Source organism: Nocardioides sp. LML1-1-1.1 (assembly GCF_040676175.1).
In the GTDB taxonomy this organism is placed as follows: Bacteria; Actinomycetota; Actinomycetes; order Propionibacteriales; family Nocardioidaceae; genus Nocardioides.
This window is the reverse complement of sequence record NZ_JBEGHK010000002.1, coordinates 154,504-170,096: the sequence shown is the minus strand read 5'-3', so window position 1 is coordinate 170,096 and position 15,593 is coordinate 154,504. Positions and strand designations below refer to the sequence as shown.

The window sequence follows — 15,593 nt, the reverse complement described above, 5'->3', positions numbered from 1 at the left end:
ACGCGCCCGTTACGGTCGTCAGGCAACATCCACTCTGCGCATCACAGCCCTGGCACGGCTGGCGCCCCGCAAGACACCGAAGGAGGTGGCGAACGTGAAGAACATCGTGATGATCCCGATGACGGACGAGAACGTCTGGCAGCTCGCGCTGTCCGCGCTCGACTGCGCCACCTCCGCTCTCGCGACCCTCGAGGTCCAGGGCTTTGCGCTGCGCCCGAGCACGGCCGACGCTGCCGCCTTCGCGCCGATCGCCGCCAATGGTGGCGAGGTCGCGCAGGCTGACGGTCCGTCCGTCAAGCGGGAGCGCGGCACGACCGGCATCGGACACCGCGGCGCCATCGCCGCCCACGTCCCGGGCCCGCCCGCCTGGAGCCATCCCAGCTGATCCTTCGATCAGCTCGGCAGCCTCCAGGCCGCGGAACCCGACAGACCGGGATCCGCGGCCTTCGTGTTTCTCAAGACCTGAGAACTGCGAAGTCGCAGATCCCCTCGAGGAAAAACGACCAACGCGATCAGGTCATTGAAGAGGAGGTGAAAGCAGATGACGACCAGTGTTCTCGAGCCGACGCTGGACGAGCTGCTGCCGTGCCGGCTGAACGACGCGGAGCTGTGGTTCGCCGAGTCACCGTCGGACGTCGAGTCCGCCAAGGCGCTGTGCCAGGCGTGCCCCGTCCAGGCCCTGTGCCTGGCCGGCGCCCTCGAGCGGCGTGAGCCGTGGGGCGTGTGGGGTGGCGAGCTGTTCCTGGCCGGCGTGGTGATCCCGCGCAAGCGGCCCCGGGGCCGGCCGCGCAAGGACGCGACCGTGACCGCCGCCTAGGCATCGATTCCCGCTCTCCGAGCGACCAACCAGACCACGACGAAACGAAGGATCCTCAGATGTTCAACATGATGAACGAAGACCTGGCGCGCGCGCAGATGGCCGCGCGCCTGGGAGAGGCGCACCAGCTGCGCGAGGCCGCCCAGGTGGCCCGCGCCCGCCGCTTGAGCCGCAAGGCCGAGCGTGCTGCGCAGCAGGCTCGTCTCGCCCTCGCTCGCGCTCTCTGAACCGGACCGGTCCGCGGACGCGGACCCGCCCGGCAGCGAGGCAGAAACGCCCTCGGAGGCCTCCTCTGGGGCACACCTGATCGCGGGTGATGAAAGAAGGGCCGGAACCGACCACCGTCGGTTCCGGCCCTTCGCAACTTTTCGGTCACGACGCCCCGCAGGGGCGCCGAGGCTCCTACGCTGGGGGACATGCCCGTCTCCTGCGACTTCTGCGGCCGGCGCGCCGACGGCGACACCGCGCCGTTGACGTGGACGTCCGCGGTCGAGCGCGGCCGGGTCCGGCGCTACTGCGACGAGTGCTCGCGGGCCCACCTGCGGGCGATGGAGGCCAAGCTCGACAGCGAGTGGTGGTGACCGGCCCGCTCACGGCAGCAGGGTGAGCTCGTCCCAGGCGCAGCCGCAGTCGGGGTGACGTCCCCACGGCGTGGCGACCGGTGCGTCGCGCGGCCCGAGGTCGTAGGTCGCCGACCAGGTGCTCGGCGCGTCCCCCTCCAGGTAGCGGCACAGGTCGCGCACCGCCCAGGCGAGCACCAGCGCGTCGAGGACCGGGTCCACGGGCGGCGGGCGGGTGCCGGCGGTCGTGGCGGCCTGGGCGAGCAGCAACGGCCGGCGTACGTCGGCCAGGGCCTCGTGCGCGTCCACGCAGCGCAGGCAGGCGGTCCGTCCCGGCTCGACGAACGGGCCGATCCGGCGCCCGGCGGCAGCACCGCTGACGACCAGGTGCGGCGTCCCGGTCCGCACCAGCGGGTCCAGCCGTTCGCGGTCGAGCGGGCCGGTGCTGACGACGAGGTGCACGGCGGCGGTCTCGGCGCGGCGCAGGCCGGCGGCGTCCAGGAGCGGCGCGAGCAGGGCCGCGGTGCCGGGCGGCGCGTCGACGGCGACCGCGGCGCCGTGGGGTCGGGCCGTGTGCCGGCGTACGGCGTCGGGGCCGAACTGTGCGCGAAGCACTTGCTCGGCGACGCCGGCCGGCCCGTCCGGCACGACGAGCAGCAGCCCCGCCGCCCGCAGCCGGTCGAGCACGTCCGGATCGGCCGCGGTCTTCTCCGGCAGGCCGCGCGAGCCGAGCAGGCCGGCGAGCAGGGACCGGACGGCGGGCTCGTCGGGGAGCCGGACCACCGGCGCGTCGAGCCCGACCTGCACGATGCCGGGGGAGCGGGCCAGCACCGGCGTGCCGGGGCGCAGGACGAGGCGCCGGGTCCCGAGAGCGGACGTCATGGCAGCAGCCTGCCACCGGAGGGAGGTGCGTGCGCCGGCCTCTCCACAGGCGGCACCGGCCTGGGGACGAGGGGCTGGTGAAAACGGCCGCGGGCGGCACCACCGGTGGTGGTGCCGCCCGCGACGGGTCGGTCAGTGGGCCGGGAGATCAGGCCTTGCCGAGGATGCGGTTGAGGTTGGTGCCGCACTCGGGGCAGACGGCCTTGGCCATCCGGGTGCCCTTGTCGTTCACCTTGACCTCGCCCTCAGCCTCACGCTTGGCCTTGCACTTCACGCAGTAGAACTCGCCGCTCCAGGTCTCCGCCATGACGGCCTCCTTGCCATGTTTCATTCTGTTGGTCGTCGCGACGGGGGTCTTTGGGGGAAGCCCGCCGGGGTCCGGAGTCCGACTCCGAACCTCCACGACCCTACGGCACGGCGCCACGCAGGCGCAGTAGCGTGCCCCGCATGTCTGAAACGGCCTCGATTTCCCCCACCCCGCCGCCGCTGACCCACCTGCGCCTCGAACGGCCCGCCGAGGGGGTCGCGCTGCTCGTCCTGGACCAGCCCGACCTGCGCAACGCGATGAGCGACGAGATGACCGCGTCCTGGGTCGCCGCGGTCGACCACCTGGCCACGGACCCGTCCGTGCGGGTGGTCGTGGTGACCGGTGAGGGCAAGGCGTTCTGCTCCGGCGGCAACCTGTCCTGGCTGGCCTCCGAGCCGGACGCGAGCGTCGACGACCTGCGCGCCCGGATGCTGCCGTTCTACCGGGCCTGGCTCTCGATCCGGCGCCTGGAGGTGCCGACGATCGCGGCGCTCAACGGCGCGGCCATCGGGGCGGGGCTGTGCCTGGCCCTGGCCTGCGACATCAGGTACGCCGCCCGGGGCGCCAAGCTCGGTGTCCCGTTCACGAAGCTGGGGATCCACCCGGGGATGGCGGGCACCTACCTGCTGCCCGACGTCGTCGGCTCCGCCGCCGCCCGTGACCTCTTCCTCACCGGCCGGGTCGTGGAGGCCGAGGAGGCGCTCGTGCTGGGCCTGGTCTCGCGGGTGCTGGACCCGGAGACCTTCCGCGCCGAGGTGCTCGCGAGCGCGGCCGACATCGCCGGCGCGGCGCCGATCGCGACCCGGCTCACCAAGCGCGCGCTGCAGCGCCCGCACGCCAGCATCGAGACGGCGCTGGAGTGGGAGGGTCTGGCCCAGCCGGTGACGCTGGCCACCGAGGACCTGCTGGAGGGGATCCGCGCCGCCCAGGAGCGGCGCCCACCGGTCTTCCGGAACCGCTGAGCCGGCCCTGGACGCAACGAGGCCCCCGGTGCGCAGCGACCCTCGCTTGCCTTCCCCTTGCGAGCGAGGACCACGCCCCGGGGGCTTCGTCGGACCAGACGCTAGGCAGCCGCGGCGGCGGGGTCAATCCAGCGCGGTGTGTCCCTGTGGAGGATGCTGTGGACACGGTTGTGGATGACGTGCGCAGCCGGTGGACGACGGCGCCGGATCGGTGAGTTCGATGTGGACGGGTGGGGGAAAATGGTGAGGCGGACGGCGTCGTACCGCGGGGTGACCTGCGAGAACACTGCCCACAGGTTCTTCCACCGGTTGTGGACAACAAATACTTCAGTCCCGAAGGGAGCGTGATCGGGGTCACATGGCGGACCAGGTATACGACGGCGGCCCGGTGGCGGCGCTGCGCCGGATCGCGTTCCTGCTCGAGCGCGGACGGGCCGACAGCTACAAGGTGAAGGCCTATCGCGGCGCGGCGGCCGCGATCCTGCCCCTGCCGGCCGACGAGGTGGCCGAGCGCGCACGGACCCGCACCCTCACCGAGCTCGGCGGGGTCGGCTCCAGCACCGCCCGGGTGATCGCCCAGGCGGTCGAGGGCCGGGTGCCGGACAAGCTGGCCGAGACCGAGGAGCAGTACGGCGCGCCGCTGACCCACGACGGCGCCGGCACCACCCTGCGCGCCGCCCTGCGCGGCGACCTGCACTCGCACTCGGACTGGTCCGACGGCGGCTCGCCCATCGAGGAGATGGCGATGACGGCCATCGAGCTGGGCCACGACTACCTCGTGCTCACCGACCACTCGCCGCGGCTCAAGGTCGCCCGCGGGCTGTCGGCGGAGCGGCTGACCCGGCAGCTCGACGTGGTCGCCGCGGTCAACGAGCACCTCGCCGGCGCCGGCTTCCGGCTGCTGCGCGGGATCGAGGTCGACATCCTCGACGACGGCGGCCTCGACCAGACCGAGGAGATGCTGGGGCGCCTCGACGTACGGGTGGCCAGCGTGCACTCCAAGCTGCACATGGAGCCTGAGCAGATGACCCGGCGGATGGTCGCCGCGGTGCGCAACCCGTTCACCAACGTGCTCGGCCACTGCACCGGCCGCCTGGTGACCGGCAGTCGCGGCACGCGGGGGCAGTCCCGCTTCGACGCCCGGGCCGTCTTCGAGGCGTGCGCGGAGGAGGGCGTCGCGGTGGAGATCAACTCCCGGCCCGAGCGCCGCGACCCGCCGACGAAGCTGCTGGAGCTGGCCCGCGACATCGGCTGCGTGTTCTCGATCGACAGCGACGCGCACGCGCCGGGACAGCTGGACTACCCGCTGCTGGGCTGCGAGCGTGCCGAGGCGGCCGGCATCGACGCTGACCGGATCGTCAACACCTGGCCTGTCGAGCGCCTCCTGACCTGGGCAAACCCCTAAGGTCCAGGTCATGGGTGCGCGGAGCAAGCCGCGGGTGGAGGTACGACGGTCGGGTCGCCGGCGTCGTACCGTCTCGGCGTACCGTGACGGCGCGAAGATCGTCGTCCTCGTCCCGGACAACCTCACCGGCGAGGAGGAGCGCGCCTGGGTGACGAAGATGGTCGCCCGCGTGGAGCGCAAGGAGCTGCGGGCGGCGGCGCCGCGGCGCTGGGACGACGCGGACCTGATGACGCGCGCGCGACGGCTCAGCGACGACTACCTCGGCGGCCTGGCGGTGCCGGAGTCCGTGCGGTGGGTCGGCAACCAGCGTGCCCGCTGGGGCTCGTGCACGCCACGGGACCGCTCGATCCGGCTCTCCGAGCGGCTGCAGCGGATGCCGGAGTGGGTGCTCGACTACGTCATCGTGCACGAGCTGGCGCACCTGATCGAGCCCCAGCACGACGAGAAGTTCTGGGGCTGGGTCGCGCACTACCCGGCCGCGGAGAAGGCCAAGGGCTACCTCGCCGGCTGGTCGGACGCGGCCCGGATGCCGCGTCCGCCCTCGGAGGAGGTCTATCCCGCCGGCGACGCGGTCGACTGAGCGGCGTCGGAGCCTGGGTCAGCCGAGCAGGGCTCGGGCGCGCCCGATCAGGGTGTGCATCTCCGGCTCCAGGTCCGGCAGGTCGCCGACCGGCCACCAGCGCACGGCGAGGGACTCGTCGCTGACCACCGCCTCGGCGCCGGGGCGGGCGGCGGCGACGTACCGGACGTCGAGGTGGTGCACGTCCCCGCGCTCGCCGCAGAAGGGCACCGTGTGCAGGTCGAGCTGGACCGGATCGGGATGGAAGTCCAGATCGGTGAGCCCGCTCTCCTCGTGCGCCTCGCGCAGCGCGACGGCCGCGAGCGTCGGGTCGCCCTCCTCGGCGTGCCCGCCGAAGTGGAACCAGCGCTGCGCCTTGCGGTGCAGGTTGAGCAGCACCCGCTCACCCGTCGCGTCGAGGACGAGGGTGCCGGCCGTCAGGTGGTCCGGGTACGACGAGCGCCACATGCCGTCCGGGCGCGCCCGGAGGTGCGCGACGTACCGGCGGCGCAGCTCCTCCTCGGCCGGGTCCGGCGCGCGCCAGCCGCCGAGGACGCTCAGGGCGTCCGCGTGGAGGCTCACTCCTCGGTGGCGTCGGGCCCGTCGAGCAGCTTGCGCAGCTCGGCGTCGAACTCGTCCTCGCTCAGCTCCTCCGGCGGGGTCGCCTCGGCACGGAACGACAGCGGGTCGTCGAGGTCGGCGGCGCTCGGGAGAAGGTCGGGGTGCATCCACACGCCGTCGCGGGCCTCGGGGCCCGAGCGGGCGCGCAGGCCGCCCCACAGCGTGGAGGCGTCCCGCAGCCGGCGCGGGCGCAGCTCGAGGCCGACGAGCGCGGCGAAGGTCTGCTCGGCGGGACCACCGGCGGCCCGGCGGCGGCGGACGGCCTCGCGGAGCTTGGCCGCGGCGGGCATCCGCTCCTCGGTGGCCTGGCCGACGACCTCGTCGACCCAGCCCTCGACGAGGGCGAGCGCGATCTCCAGGCGGCCCAGCGCGGCGGTCTGCGCGGGCGTCTGCGGCGCCTCGAAGAGGCCGCCCTCGAGCAGGCCCTGGATCGCCTCGGGGTTGGTCGGGTCGATGCCGCGCAGCTGCTCCTGGACCCGGTCCTGGATCTGCTGGGCGTTGATCTCCAGCCCGCGGGCGTAGTCGGTGACCGCGCCGATGAGGTGCTCGCGCAGCCACGGCACGTGCGCGAAGAGGCGCTGGTGGGCGGCCTCGCGCAGGGCGAGGTAGAGCAGGACGTCGTCCTCGGAGACGTCGAGACCGTCGGCGAAGGCGCGCACGTTGGTCAGCACCAGGCCGGCCTTGCCGGGGGCGCCGAGCGGCAGGCCGATGTCGGAGGCGGTCAGCACGTCGCCCGCGAGGGCGCCCAGGCCCTGGCCGACCTGCATCGCGAGCATGCCGCCCACGGCCTGGCCGATGATGCCGACGAAGGGACCGGCCGCGGCCTTCATCTCCTCGGGCAGGCCGCTGGACAGGCTGGTGACCGAGCGGGCGGCCACCGGCTCGACGAGGACCTTCCACACCGGCTGGGTCTCGACCAGCCACTCCGCCCGCGACCAGGCCGCCGTCGTGGAGACGCCGGAGGGGAACTCCGTGGTCGCGTCGAGCCAGTGGTCGGCGAGCCGGACCGCGTCGGCGACCCGGTCGTGGTCGCGCTGGCCAGGGGAGGGGTCCGGCTCCTGAGCGGCCTGCTGGCGGGCGATGTCGCTCGCGGCCTTCCAGTTCAACGGACCGTCGTGGGGCTGCATCAGCGACTGCAGCTGCTGGAAGAAGGCCGCGCCGCCGCCGGGGCCGAACGGGCTCGCCCCACCGGGGAAGCCACCGCCGCCGAGCATCCCGAAGATCTGCTCGAAGGGCGTGCCCTTGAACGGGTTGGGCTGGTCGTCGCCCGGGTTGCCCGGCTCGTTGCTCATGCCCCGAATTTACGCCCGATCGCCAACCGGCGGGGTCGGGGGAAGCCCTGGACGGACCCCTAGACTCGCCCCCATGCCGCATCCTGCCGTCCGACTGGCCGCGATCTCCGAGGAGCCGCTGTCGGTCGCCGGCGTGCTCGAGTGCCTCGAGGACCCCACGGCCGGCGGCCTGGTGCTCTTCGTCGGGCGGGTGCGCGACCACGACCACGGGCAGGGCGTCACCGGCCTGTCGTACTCCGCGCACCCCACCGCCCTCGACCGCCTGCGGGAGGTGTGCGAGCGCGTCGCCGAGGAGCACGACGTGACCGGGGTCGCCGCCGTGCACCGGGTCGGGGACCTCGCGATCGGCGACCTGGCCGTCGTCGTGGCGACCACGGCGGGCCACCGCGGCTCCTCCTTCGAGGCCAGCCGGGCGCTGATCGACACGCTCAAGGCCGAGGTGCCGATCTGGAAGCACCAGCGCTTCACCGACGGCTCCGACGAGTGGGTCGGGAGCCCCTGAGCCCGCGTGTCCTGACCGATCCGCTCCCGCCGCCGACCTACGCTCGGAGGATGGAGATCCTGCTCTGGCTCGTGCCTGCCGGCGTCGCGACGGTCGTCGCGATGCTGTGGGTCGGCTGGTGGGGTCGTGAGGGCCGGGGCCAGGTCGACCGCGAGACCGCGGCCCGCCGCCTCGGCGAGGCGCTCTCGCGCGAGCGCGGCCTCCGCCCCGGGTACGCCGTCGCGCCGCGCGAGGAGGACCGTTCGACCGGGGTCGCCCTGCGCGCCTCGCGCCGTCGTCCGGTCGTGCTGCCGGGCAGCGCCGAAGGAGCTGCCCAGCCGGACGCGCAGCCGGACGAGCCGGAGGTGCGCATCATCGAGCCCACGGCCGCCGACGATCAGGCCGCGCGCGACCGTCGCGCCTCGTGACCACCCTCACCCGCGTGCGCGTTGGCGCGGTCTGAGAGGGTAGGCGCCATGAGCCAGCGCCTGATCGCCGCGTGCATCGCGGGTCCGCTGGCGCTCATCCTCGGCGGGATCGCGCTCGCCGTGCCGCTGCCCTACGCCTCCTACAGCCCGGGGCCGACGTTCGACATCCTCGGCAAGGACGCCAACGACGCCGAGGTCGTCCAGGTCGACGGGCACAAGGCCTACTACGACAAGGGCCAGCTGCGGTTCACGACGGTGGTCGCCTCGTCGTACGGGCAGAAGCTCGGCCTCGGCGACGCGCTGTCGCGGTGGTTCGACCCCGACAAGGCGGTCGTGCCCTACGACGTGGTGCACCCCGACGACCAGACCGCCGACGAGGAGAAGGCCGAGGGCGCGGTCCAGATGGCCAACTCCCAGGACACCGCCAAGGCGGTGGCCCTGAAGGAGATCGGCGTCGAGGTGCCGACGGCCGTCCAGGTCGCCTCGGTCGACCCGAAGGGCCCGGCGAAGGACAAGCTGCTCGCGGGCGACATCTTCAAGGAGGTCGACGGCGAGCCGGTCACCGACGGCAAGCAGGTCAGTGCGGCCGTGCGCAAGCACACCGACCTGACGAACGTCGAGCTCCGGATCCTGCGCGACAAGGACGAGCTCACCGTGCGGGTCAAGCCCAAGCTCGTCGAGGTCGACGGCAAGCAGGTGCCGCAGGTCGGCATCTCGGTGGGCCTGGGCTACCAGCTGCCCTTCGACATCCAGCTGCACGTCGACCCGAGCGTCGGCGGCCCGAGCGCGGGACTGATGTTCTCCCTCGCCATCTACGACACCTTGACGCCCGGCTCGCTGACCGGCGGCGCGACCGTCGCCGGCACCGGTGAGCTGTACGCCGACGGCAAGGTCGGCCCGATCGGCGGGATCGCGCAGAAGATCGCCGGCGCGCAGGAGGCCGGCGCCGAGCTCTTCTTGGTGCCCAAGGACAACTGCGCCGACGTCCAGGGCCTCGACCCCGACCTGCGCCTGGTCAAGGCGACCACCATGCACGAGGCGCGCCAGGCCCTGGAGAAGTGGGCCGGTGACCACGACGCCAAGCTGCCGACCTGCTGACCCCTGCCGAGCTGCACCCGAGAGCGAGCCCATGGACTACGAGCTGGACGTCGACCCGGCCCTTGCGGCCGCCGTGCTGGAGGTCGAGAAGCACCTCGCCCGCGCCGGGTGGGACCAGCCGGCGCGGCTCTACGCGCTGGTGGACACCGCGCAGCTGGTCGAGCAGGAGCCGGCCCTGGCCGCCCAGCTCGGCCTCGACCAGCCGATCGAGCGCGGCTCGCTGACGCCGGTCGAGCAGGAGGAGCTGCCCCCGGGCCAGCAGCTGGAGGAGGTGCTGCCGGGCATCGTGTGGCCGGGCATGGTCACCGGCTGCGCGGCCGTGGTGGAGCGGCTCGTGCTGCCGCCGGCGGCCGACGGTCAGGTGCCCGAGGACCCTGCGGCGGCGCTGGAGTTCGCCCGGGAGCACCCGGACGCCGAGGAGGTACGCATCGTGGCCGGGGTGACCCGGCACGGTGCGGCGTACTGCGCGCTGCGCATGCGCAGCCAGGACGACGACATGGCGGTGATGGGCGGACCGGACCTGGTGCCGGGCCTGCTCGAGCTGTTGCGGGGCACGCTGGACGACGCGGAGGACGACGATGAGTGACCTGTTCGACGAGGACCCGGAGCGCCCGGCGCCCGAACGACCCGGACGGCGCGCACGCGCGCTGGTCATCACCGGCGTCATCCTGGTGCTCGGCTTCTTCCTGCTGACGGCCTTCGCGTCGGTCTACACCGACCGCCTCTGGTACAAGGAGGTCGGCTACGGCCAGGTCTTCAGCACCATGCTGTGGACGAAGGTCGGGCTGTTCGTCGCCTTCGGGCTGCTGATGGCCGCCATGGTCGCGGTCAACATGCACCTGGCCTACCGCTTCCGTCCGCTCTTCCGGATGGCGCCGAGCGACGCCAGCGTCGACCGCTACCGCGACGCCGTCACCCCGATCCGCGGCTGGCTGCTCGCCGGTGTCGCGCTGGTCGTCGGCATCTTCGCCGGTACGTCGGCCGTCGGGCAGTGGCGCACCTTCCAGCTGTGGAGCAAGGCCGAGGACTTCGGCCGGCAGGACCCGTACTTCAAGAAGGACATCAGCTTCTACGTCTTCCACCTGCCATGGTGGAACTTCGTCGTCGACTTCGTGATGGCCGCGACCGTGGTCGCCCTGATCGGCACCGCCGTCGTCCACTACCTCTACGGCGGCATCCGCCTCCAGCAGGCGCACGACCGGCTCTCCGGGGCCGCCCAGGTGCAGCTCTCGGTGCTGCTCGGCGTCTTCGTGCTGGCCAAGTCGGTCGACTACTGGCTCGACCGCTACGACCTGGTCACCGACGACCACCGGATCTTCACCGGCATGAACTACACCGCCGAGAACGCCCTGCTCCCGGCCCGCAACATCCTGGTCGGGGTGGCGCTGATCTGTGCGGTGCTCTTCTTCCTCAACGTGTGGCGCAGGACCTGGCAGCTGCCCTCGGTCGGCCTCGCCCTGCTCGCCCTGTCCGCCGTGCTGCTCGGCATGATCTGGCCCGCCATCGTGCAGAACTTCCAGGTCAAGCCGTCGGAGGCGGACAAGGAGAAGTCCTACATCCAGGCCAACATCAACGCCACCCGTGAGGCCTACGGGCTCAGCGACATCGAGGTCGTCAAGAACTACGACGGGATCGCCACCACCTCCGACGCCACCAGCAAGGCGCAGGGCGTGAAGGTGCTCCAGGACCTCACCACCACGCCGGTGATCGACCCGCTCCAGGTGCGCGAGACCTTCCAGCAGCGCCAGCGGATCAAGGCCTATTACTCGGTGCCGCAGGTGCTCGACGTCGACCGCTACAAGATCAAGGGCCAGGCGGGAGAGGTCCCGCTGGTCCTCGGCGTGCGCGAGCTCGACCAGAACGGCATCCAGTCCTCGGACCAGAACTGGTCCAACCTGCACACCGTCTACACCCACGGCGAGGGCCTGATCGCGGCCTACGCCAACCGGATCGCCACCAACGACGAGGCCAACGGCCGGATCGAGTGGGCCGAGGGGATCCGGCGCGAGGGCGACGAGGGCGGCTCGGACCTGACCGACACCGAGAAGTTCGAGACCCGCGTCTACTTCGGCGAGCAGAGCCCGTCGTACTCCATCGTCGGCAAGGCCAAGGGCGGCAGCAACGTCGAGCTCGGCCTGAGCCAGAGCGGCGAGGAGGCCGAGAACACCCGCACGACGTACGACGGCAAGGGTGGTGTCGCGGTCGGCAGCACCTTCAACCAGCTGATGTACGCCATCAAGTTCGGCGAGCCGAACTTCCTGCTCTCGGGCCGGGTCAACGGCAACTCCAAGGTGCTCTACAACCGCACGCCCACCGAGCGCGTCGAGAAGGTCGCGCCGTGGCTGACGATCGACGGCGACCCCTATCCCGCGGTCGTCGACGGCAAGATCGTGTGGATCATGGACGGCTACACCACGACGGACAAGTACCCGAACGCCCAGCGGGAGTCCTTCGACTCGATGATCGACGACTCGCTGCAGCAGACCACGACGGGGCTGCAGACGCTGCCGACCGACGAGATCAACTACATGCGCTCCGCGGTGAAGGCCACGGTCGACGCCTACGACGGCACGGTGACCCTCTACCAGTGGGACGAGGACGACCCGATCCTCAAGACCTGGATGAAGGTCTTCCCCGGCGCGGTCAAGCCGAAGGCGGACATCGACAAGGAGCTCGAGGAGCACCTGCGCTATCCCGAGGACCTGTTCAAGGTGCAGCGCTTCCAACTCGCCAAGTACCACGTCACCGCCGCCGAGGAGTTCTACTCCGGCAACGACCGCTGGGAGGTCCCGGAGGACCCGAACGCCTCGCGGGCGGTCTTCCAGCCGCCGTACCGGCTGTTCTCGACCGGCGTCGACGGCACCAACGACTGGTCGCTGACCTCGGTCTTCAAGCCGCGCGGCGCGCAGAACACCCTGACGTCGTACCTGCAGGTGAACTCCGACGCCACGACCGACGACTTCGGCCGGCTGCGGCTGCTGGAGATGGCCGACCAGGACACCCCCGGGCCCGGCCAGGTCGCCAACGAGATGCAGGGCAACACCACGGTCGCCGCCAAGCTGCAGCAGTACCGCGTCTCCGGCGCGACACCGCCGCGCTTCGGCAACCTGCTGACCCTGCCGGTCTCGGGCGGGCTGATCTACATCCAGCCCGTCTACGCCGCGCGCAGCGCCACGTCCGCCTTCCCGATCCTGCAGTACGTGATCGTGAAGTACGCCGACAAGGTCGGCATCGACCAGGACCTGCCGCTCGCCCTGGGGGCGGCCCTCGGTGTCGACCTGAAGACCGGCACGGCCACGCCGACGACGCCGACCACGCCCGACCCGGGCACGGGCACGCCGACACCGACGCCGGAGCCGGGCGGCAACCAGAGCATCAACGAGCAGATCGCGGCCGCACTGCGCGCCGCCGACACCGCGTTCAAGGCAGCGGCGGACGCGCAGAAGGCGAACAACACCGCGGAGTGGGTGCGCCAGCTCGGCTTCGCCCAGGACGCGGTGGAGAAGGCGGTCAAGCTCGCGGACGAGCGCGACAAGAAGTAGCCCGTCGTGAGCGAGATCGAGGTCGTCCACCGCTTCCTGGGCCGGCTGCAGGAGCTCGACGCCGCCGGTGCGCTCGCGCTGTGTGCCGACGACGTCGTCTACCAGAACGTCCCGCTGCCGCCCGCGCGCGGGCGACGGGCGGTGGCGCGCCAGCTGCGCACGATGACCAAGGTCGGCACCGGCTTCGAGGTGGAGATGGTCAACATCGCCGCCAACGGGCCGGTCGTCCTCACCGAGCGGATCGACCGGCTGCGCCGCGGCTCCTTCGCCATGGAGTTCTGGGTGTGTGGCACGTTCGAGGTCCGAGACGACAAGATCGTCCTGTGGCGCGACTACTTCGACTGGCCGACCTTCCTCGCCGCGGGCGTGCGCGGGGCGGGCCGGGTGCTCGTCGGCGCCGCGCGCCGGCGGCGTCGCTGACCGTCCCGCCGGCGGTGCCGTCGTGCTGCTGACCCTCGACCTCCTCGGCATCTTCGTCTTCGCCATCTCCGGCGGGCTGGTCGCCGTGCGCAACCAGCTCGACATCGTCGGCGTCGTGGTGCTCGCCATGGCCACCGGGCTCGGCGGGGGAGTCATCCGTGACGTCGTCATCGGCGCCGTGCCGCCGCCCGCCGTCGCGGACTGGCGCTACCTGCTGGTCCCGGTCGTCTCCGGCCTGGTGACCTTCTGGCTGCACCCCGCGGTGGGCCGGCTGGAACGGGTGATCAACGTCTTCGACGCCTTCGGGCTCGGCCTGTTCTGCGTCGCCGGCGCCCTCAAGGCCCACGAGCTCGGCCTCGGACCGGTCCCCGGCGCCGCCCTCGGCATGGTCACCGGTGTCGGTGGCGGCATCATCCGCGACCTGCTCGTGGGCCGGGTGCCGGTGATCTTCCGCAAGGGCGAGCTGTACGCCATCCCTGCCCTCGCAGGGGCGGCCGTCGCGGCGACGGGCGTCGAGCTCGGCGTGCCGGCGGCGGTGATCGTGGGCCCGGCCGCCGCCGTCACCATCGGCTGGCGCCTGCTCGCCCTCTCCCGGGGCTGGACCGCTCCCGTGCCACGGACGTAGACCCCGATTTGGTGGCCCTTGGCCCCATGTCGTAACGTTGGGTTCACCGACGCGGGGTGGAGCAGCTCGGTAGCTCGCTGGGCTCATAACCCAGAGGTCGCAGGTTCAAATCCTGCCCCCGCTACAAAGATCAGGGCCCGGTTCGTGCACACGAACCGGGCCCTGATGCTTTCCTCGTGCGATCATCGCGCCGTGAAGCGGTGGGTCGACGAGTGGATGATGTTCGCGCTGTGCGTCCTCTACCTGGGCGTGAGCGTCGTCGTCGTCCCGTTCGCGATCTCCGCCGCACGCAACGAAGGCACCTTCGGCACCTTCACCGCGGTGGAGAAGGACTGTGGCCGCGACGGGTGCGACTGGACCGGCACCTTCGTCAGCGACGACGGCTCGATCCGGATGGACGACGCGAGCTTCGACAGCGAGGAGCTGGACGAGCCCGGCGACCAGGCCCGCGCCCAGAAGGTGGCGGGGGACAACTCGCTCTACTCGCGCGGGAGCAAGGGCTGGATCCTCTTCGTGGCCGGCGACGTCTTCTGTCTCGGATACGTCGGGTGGCGGATCCGCAAGACCTGGCTCCGGCGCCGCGTGGTCGCCGAGGAGCCGGCGGCCTGAGCGCTCACAGCGAGCGCACGCCGAGCAGGTGCCGGCCCTGCGCCCGGCTGGCGCGCACGAGCGCGTCGAGCACGGGCGGCAGGAGCGGGTTGGTGTCCTCGGTGCGGTGGAGCGCGAGCACCCGTCGTACGGACTCCCGGGAGGTGAGCGGGAGCAGGCGCACGCCCTGGTCCGTGGTGTGCGACAGGGCGGGCACGAGCGCGACGCACACGCCGGAGGCGACGATCCCGCGCACCACGTTGTAGTCGTTGCTGCGGTAGTCGACCCGCGGCTGGAAGTCCCGCGCCGCGCACAGCCGGTCCAGGGTGCGGGTGCCGGCCGTGCCCTCCAGGCTGCTGGCCCAGCGCTCGCCGGCGAGCTCGGCCAGGTCGACGGACGGCGCCTGGGCGAGCCGGTGGCCGCGGGGGAGCAGCACCAGGAGCTCCTCCTCGAGCAGGCTGGTCCGGGTCAGCTCGGCCGGCCAGGAGCTCGGTACGGCGTCGTACTCGTAGACGAGGGCGAGGTCGAGAGCGCCGCCGAGCAGCCGGGGCACCAGGTCGCCGGGCTCGGCCTCGTCGAGGAGCACGTCGACCTGGGCACGGCTGCGGGCGAGGCGGGCGAGCGCCGGGGGCAGCAGGCGCGCGCTCGCGCTGGGGAAGCTCCCGATCCGGACCGCGCCCTGCCTGCCGGCCGCCATCACCCGGACCTCGCGCTCGAGGAGGTCGAGCTGGTTGAGCAGGGCCGTGGCCCGCCGGGCCAGCGTCTCGGCGGCGGGGGTCGGGCGGACTGATCGGGGGCCGCGCTCGAGCAGCACCAAGCCGGTCGTGCGCTCCAGCGCCGCCATCTGCTGGGACACGGCCGAGGCGGTGAAGCCCAGGCGGGCGCCGGCGCCGGCCAGCGAGCCGGTGGCGAGCACCTCCTGCAGGGTGCGGAGGTGGGTCGGCTGGAGCACCAGGAGAACTTAACCTAGATGCAGGTTGATCTGGCGCTTGGGCCCTGGGGCCGA

The 15,593-nt window shown here is 72.4% G+C and carries 20 protein-coding genes and 1 tRNA gene; 16 read left to right on the top strand and 5 right to left on the bottom strand.

Translation table 11 applies throughout. The features are described 5' to 3' along the window. Positions 1–94 precede the first annotated feature (94 nt). The 4 genes from MRBLML1_RS07450 (at position 95) to MRBLML1_RS07435 (ending at position 1,398) form a co-directional block, all read left to right on the top strand. Positions 95–385: a hypothetical protein gene (locus MRBLML1_RS07450; RefSeq protein WP_364513680.1), complete on the top strand. Its 291-nt coding sequence runs from the start codon at positions 95–97 to the stop codon at positions 383–385. 156 nt (positions 386–541) lie between these two features. Beyond that, positions 542–817, top strand: coding sequence for a WhiB family transcriptional regulator (locus MRBLML1_RS07445; RefSeq protein WP_364513677.1), 276 nt, complete (start codon positions 542–544; stop codon positions 815–817). Positions 818–876: 59 nt separating this feature from the next. Further along, positions 877–1,044, top strand: a complete 168-nt coding sequence (locus tag MRBLML1_RS07440) for a hypothetical protein (RefSeq protein ID WP_364513674.1) — start codon at positions 877–879, stop codon at positions 1,042–1,044. Positions 1,045–1,233: 189 nt separating this feature from the next. Continuing rightward, the gene (locus tag MRBLML1_RS07435; RefSeq protein WP_364513671.1) at positions 1,234–1,398 is read left to right on the top strand and encodes a hypothetical protein; all 165 of its coding nucleotides are present in this window, start codon (positions 1,234–1,236) and stop codon (positions 1,396–1,398) included. Positions 1,399–1,407: 9 nt separating this feature from the next. On the opposite strand, the gene MRBLML1_RS07430 is transcribed toward MRBLML1_RS07435, so the two are convergent. Both MRBLML1_RS07430 and MRBLML1_RS07425 read right to left on the bottom strand, forming a co-directional pair. Next, a complete protein-coding gene (locus MRBLML1_RS07430; protein WP_364513669.1) occupies positions 1,408–2,259 on the bottom strand; it encodes a hypothetical protein in 852 nt (283 codons plus the stop codon). A gap of 148 nt (positions 2,260–2,407) precedes the next feature. Beyond that, positions 2,408–2,566, bottom strand: coding sequence for a DUF5679 domain-containing protein (locus tag MRBLML1_RS07425; RefSeq protein ID WP_162851524.1), 159 nt, complete (start codon positions 2,564–2,566; stop codon positions 2,408–2,410). A gap of 140 nt (positions 2,567–2,706) precedes the next feature. Here MRBLML1_RS07425 and MRBLML1_RS07420 point away from each other — a divergent pair, with 140 nt between their 5' ends. The 3 genes from MRBLML1_RS07420 (at position 2,707) to MRBLML1_RS07410 (ending at position 5,513) form a co-directional block, all read left to right on the top strand. Further along, complete coding sequence (locus MRBLML1_RS07420) at positions 2,707–3,528, top strand: enoyl-CoA hydratase/isomerase family protein (RefSeq protein WP_364513666.1); 822 nt, start codon at positions 2,707–2,709, stop codon at positions 3,526–3,528. A gap of 358 nt (positions 3,529–3,886) precedes the next feature. After that, positions 3,887–4,933 (top strand): PHP domain-containing protein, encoded by a 1,047-nt coding sequence (locus tag MRBLML1_RS07415; RefSeq protein ID WP_364513663.1) that lies wholly within the window; start codon positions 3,887–3,889, stop codon positions 4,931–4,933. Positions 4,934–4,943: 10 nt separating this feature from the next. Beyond that, a complete protein-coding gene (locus tag MRBLML1_RS07410) occupies positions 4,944–5,513 on the top strand; it encodes a M48 family metallopeptidase (RefSeq protein ID WP_364513660.1) in 570 nt (189 codons plus the stop codon). 18 nt (positions 5,514–5,531) lie between these two features. Here the strand turns inward: MRBLML1_RS07410 and MRBLML1_RS07405 are convergent, their stop codons facing one another. Together MRBLML1_RS07405 and MRBLML1_RS07400 are read right to left on the bottom strand one after the other, a co-directional pair. Continuing rightward, positions 5,532–6,074 carry an NUDIX hydrolase gene (locus MRBLML1_RS07405; protein ID WP_364513657.1) on the bottom strand — a complete coding sequence of 181 codons (543 nt, stop codon included), beginning with the start codon at positions 6,072–6,074 and terminating at the stop codon, positions 5,532–5,534. Next, positions 6,071–7,405 carry a zinc-dependent metalloprotease gene (locus MRBLML1_RS07400; protein ID WP_364513655.1) on the bottom strand — a complete coding sequence of 445 codons (1,335 nt, stop codon included), beginning with the start codon at positions 7,403–7,405 and terminating at the stop codon, positions 6,071–6,073. Before MRBLML1_RS07400 ends, MRBLML1_RS07405 begins: the two co-directional genes overlap by 4 nt. Before the next feature lie 73 nt (positions 7,406–7,478). Here MRBLML1_RS07400 and MRBLML1_RS07395 point away from each other — a divergent pair, with 73 nt between their 5' ends. The 9 genes from MRBLML1_RS07395 (at position 7,479) to MRBLML1_RS07355 (ending at position 14,608) form a co-directional block, all read left to right on the top strand. Then, positions 7,479–7,907: a molybdenum cofactor biosynthesis protein MoaE gene (locus MRBLML1_RS07395; protein ID WP_364513653.1), complete on the top strand. Its 429-nt coding sequence runs from the start codon at positions 7,479–7,481 to the stop codon at positions 7,905–7,907. Positions 7,908–7,957: 50 nt separating this feature from the next. Then, on the top strand, positions 7,958–8,314 hold the full coding sequence (locus MRBLML1_RS07390; protein ID WP_364513650.1) for a hypothetical protein: 357 nt from the start codon (positions 7,958–7,960) through the stop codon (positions 8,312–8,314). Positions 8,315–8,362: 48 nt separating this feature from the next. Then, positions 8,363–9,412 (top strand): YlbL family protein, encoded by a 1,050-nt coding sequence (locus MRBLML1_RS07385; RefSeq protein WP_364513648.1) that lies wholly within the window; start codon positions 8,363–8,365, stop codon positions 9,410–9,412. 31 nt (positions 9,413–9,443) lie between these two features. Beyond that, positions 9,444–9,998 (top strand): PPA1309 family protein, encoded by a 555-nt coding sequence (locus MRBLML1_RS07380; RefSeq protein ID WP_364513645.1) that lies wholly within the window; start codon positions 9,444–9,446, stop codon positions 9,996–9,998. Further along, the gene (locus MRBLML1_RS07375) at positions 9,991–12,954 is read left to right on the top strand and encodes a UPF0182 family protein (RefSeq protein WP_364513642.1); all 2,964 of its coding nucleotides are present in this window, start codon (positions 9,991–9,993) and stop codon (positions 12,952–12,954) included. The genes MRBLML1_RS07380 and MRBLML1_RS07375 overlap by 8 nt, the downstream gene beginning before the upstream one ends. Positions 12,955–12,960: 6 nt before the next feature. After that, complete coding sequence (locus MRBLML1_RS07370) at positions 12,961–13,374, top strand: limonene-1,2-epoxide hydrolase family protein (protein ID WP_364513639.1); 414 nt, start codon at positions 12,961–12,963, stop codon at positions 13,372–13,374. A gap of 22 nt (positions 13,375–13,396) precedes the next feature. Continuing rightward, positions 13,397–13,999, top strand: a complete 603-nt coding sequence (locus MRBLML1_RS07365; RefSeq protein ID WP_364513636.1) for a trimeric intracellular cation channel family protein — start codon at positions 13,397–13,399, stop codon at positions 13,997–13,999. A gap of 50 nt (positions 14,000–14,049) precedes the next feature. Continuing rightward, positions 14,050–14,123 (top strand) — tRNA-Met (locus MRBLML1_RS07360). Positions 14,124–14,191: 68 nt separating this feature from the next. Next, positions 14,192–14,608, top strand: coding sequence for a hypothetical protein (locus MRBLML1_RS07355; RefSeq protein ID WP_364513633.1), 417 nt, complete (start codon positions 14,192–14,194; stop codon positions 14,606–14,608). Positions 14,609–14,612: 4 nt separating this feature from the next. On the opposite strand, the gene MRBLML1_RS07350 is transcribed toward MRBLML1_RS07355, so the two are convergent. Then, a complete protein-coding gene (locus tag MRBLML1_RS07350; protein ID WP_364513630.1) occupies positions 14,613–15,539 on the bottom strand; it encodes a LysR family transcriptional regulator in 927 nt (308 codons plus the stop codon). Positions 15,540–15,593: the final 54 nt, after the last annotated feature.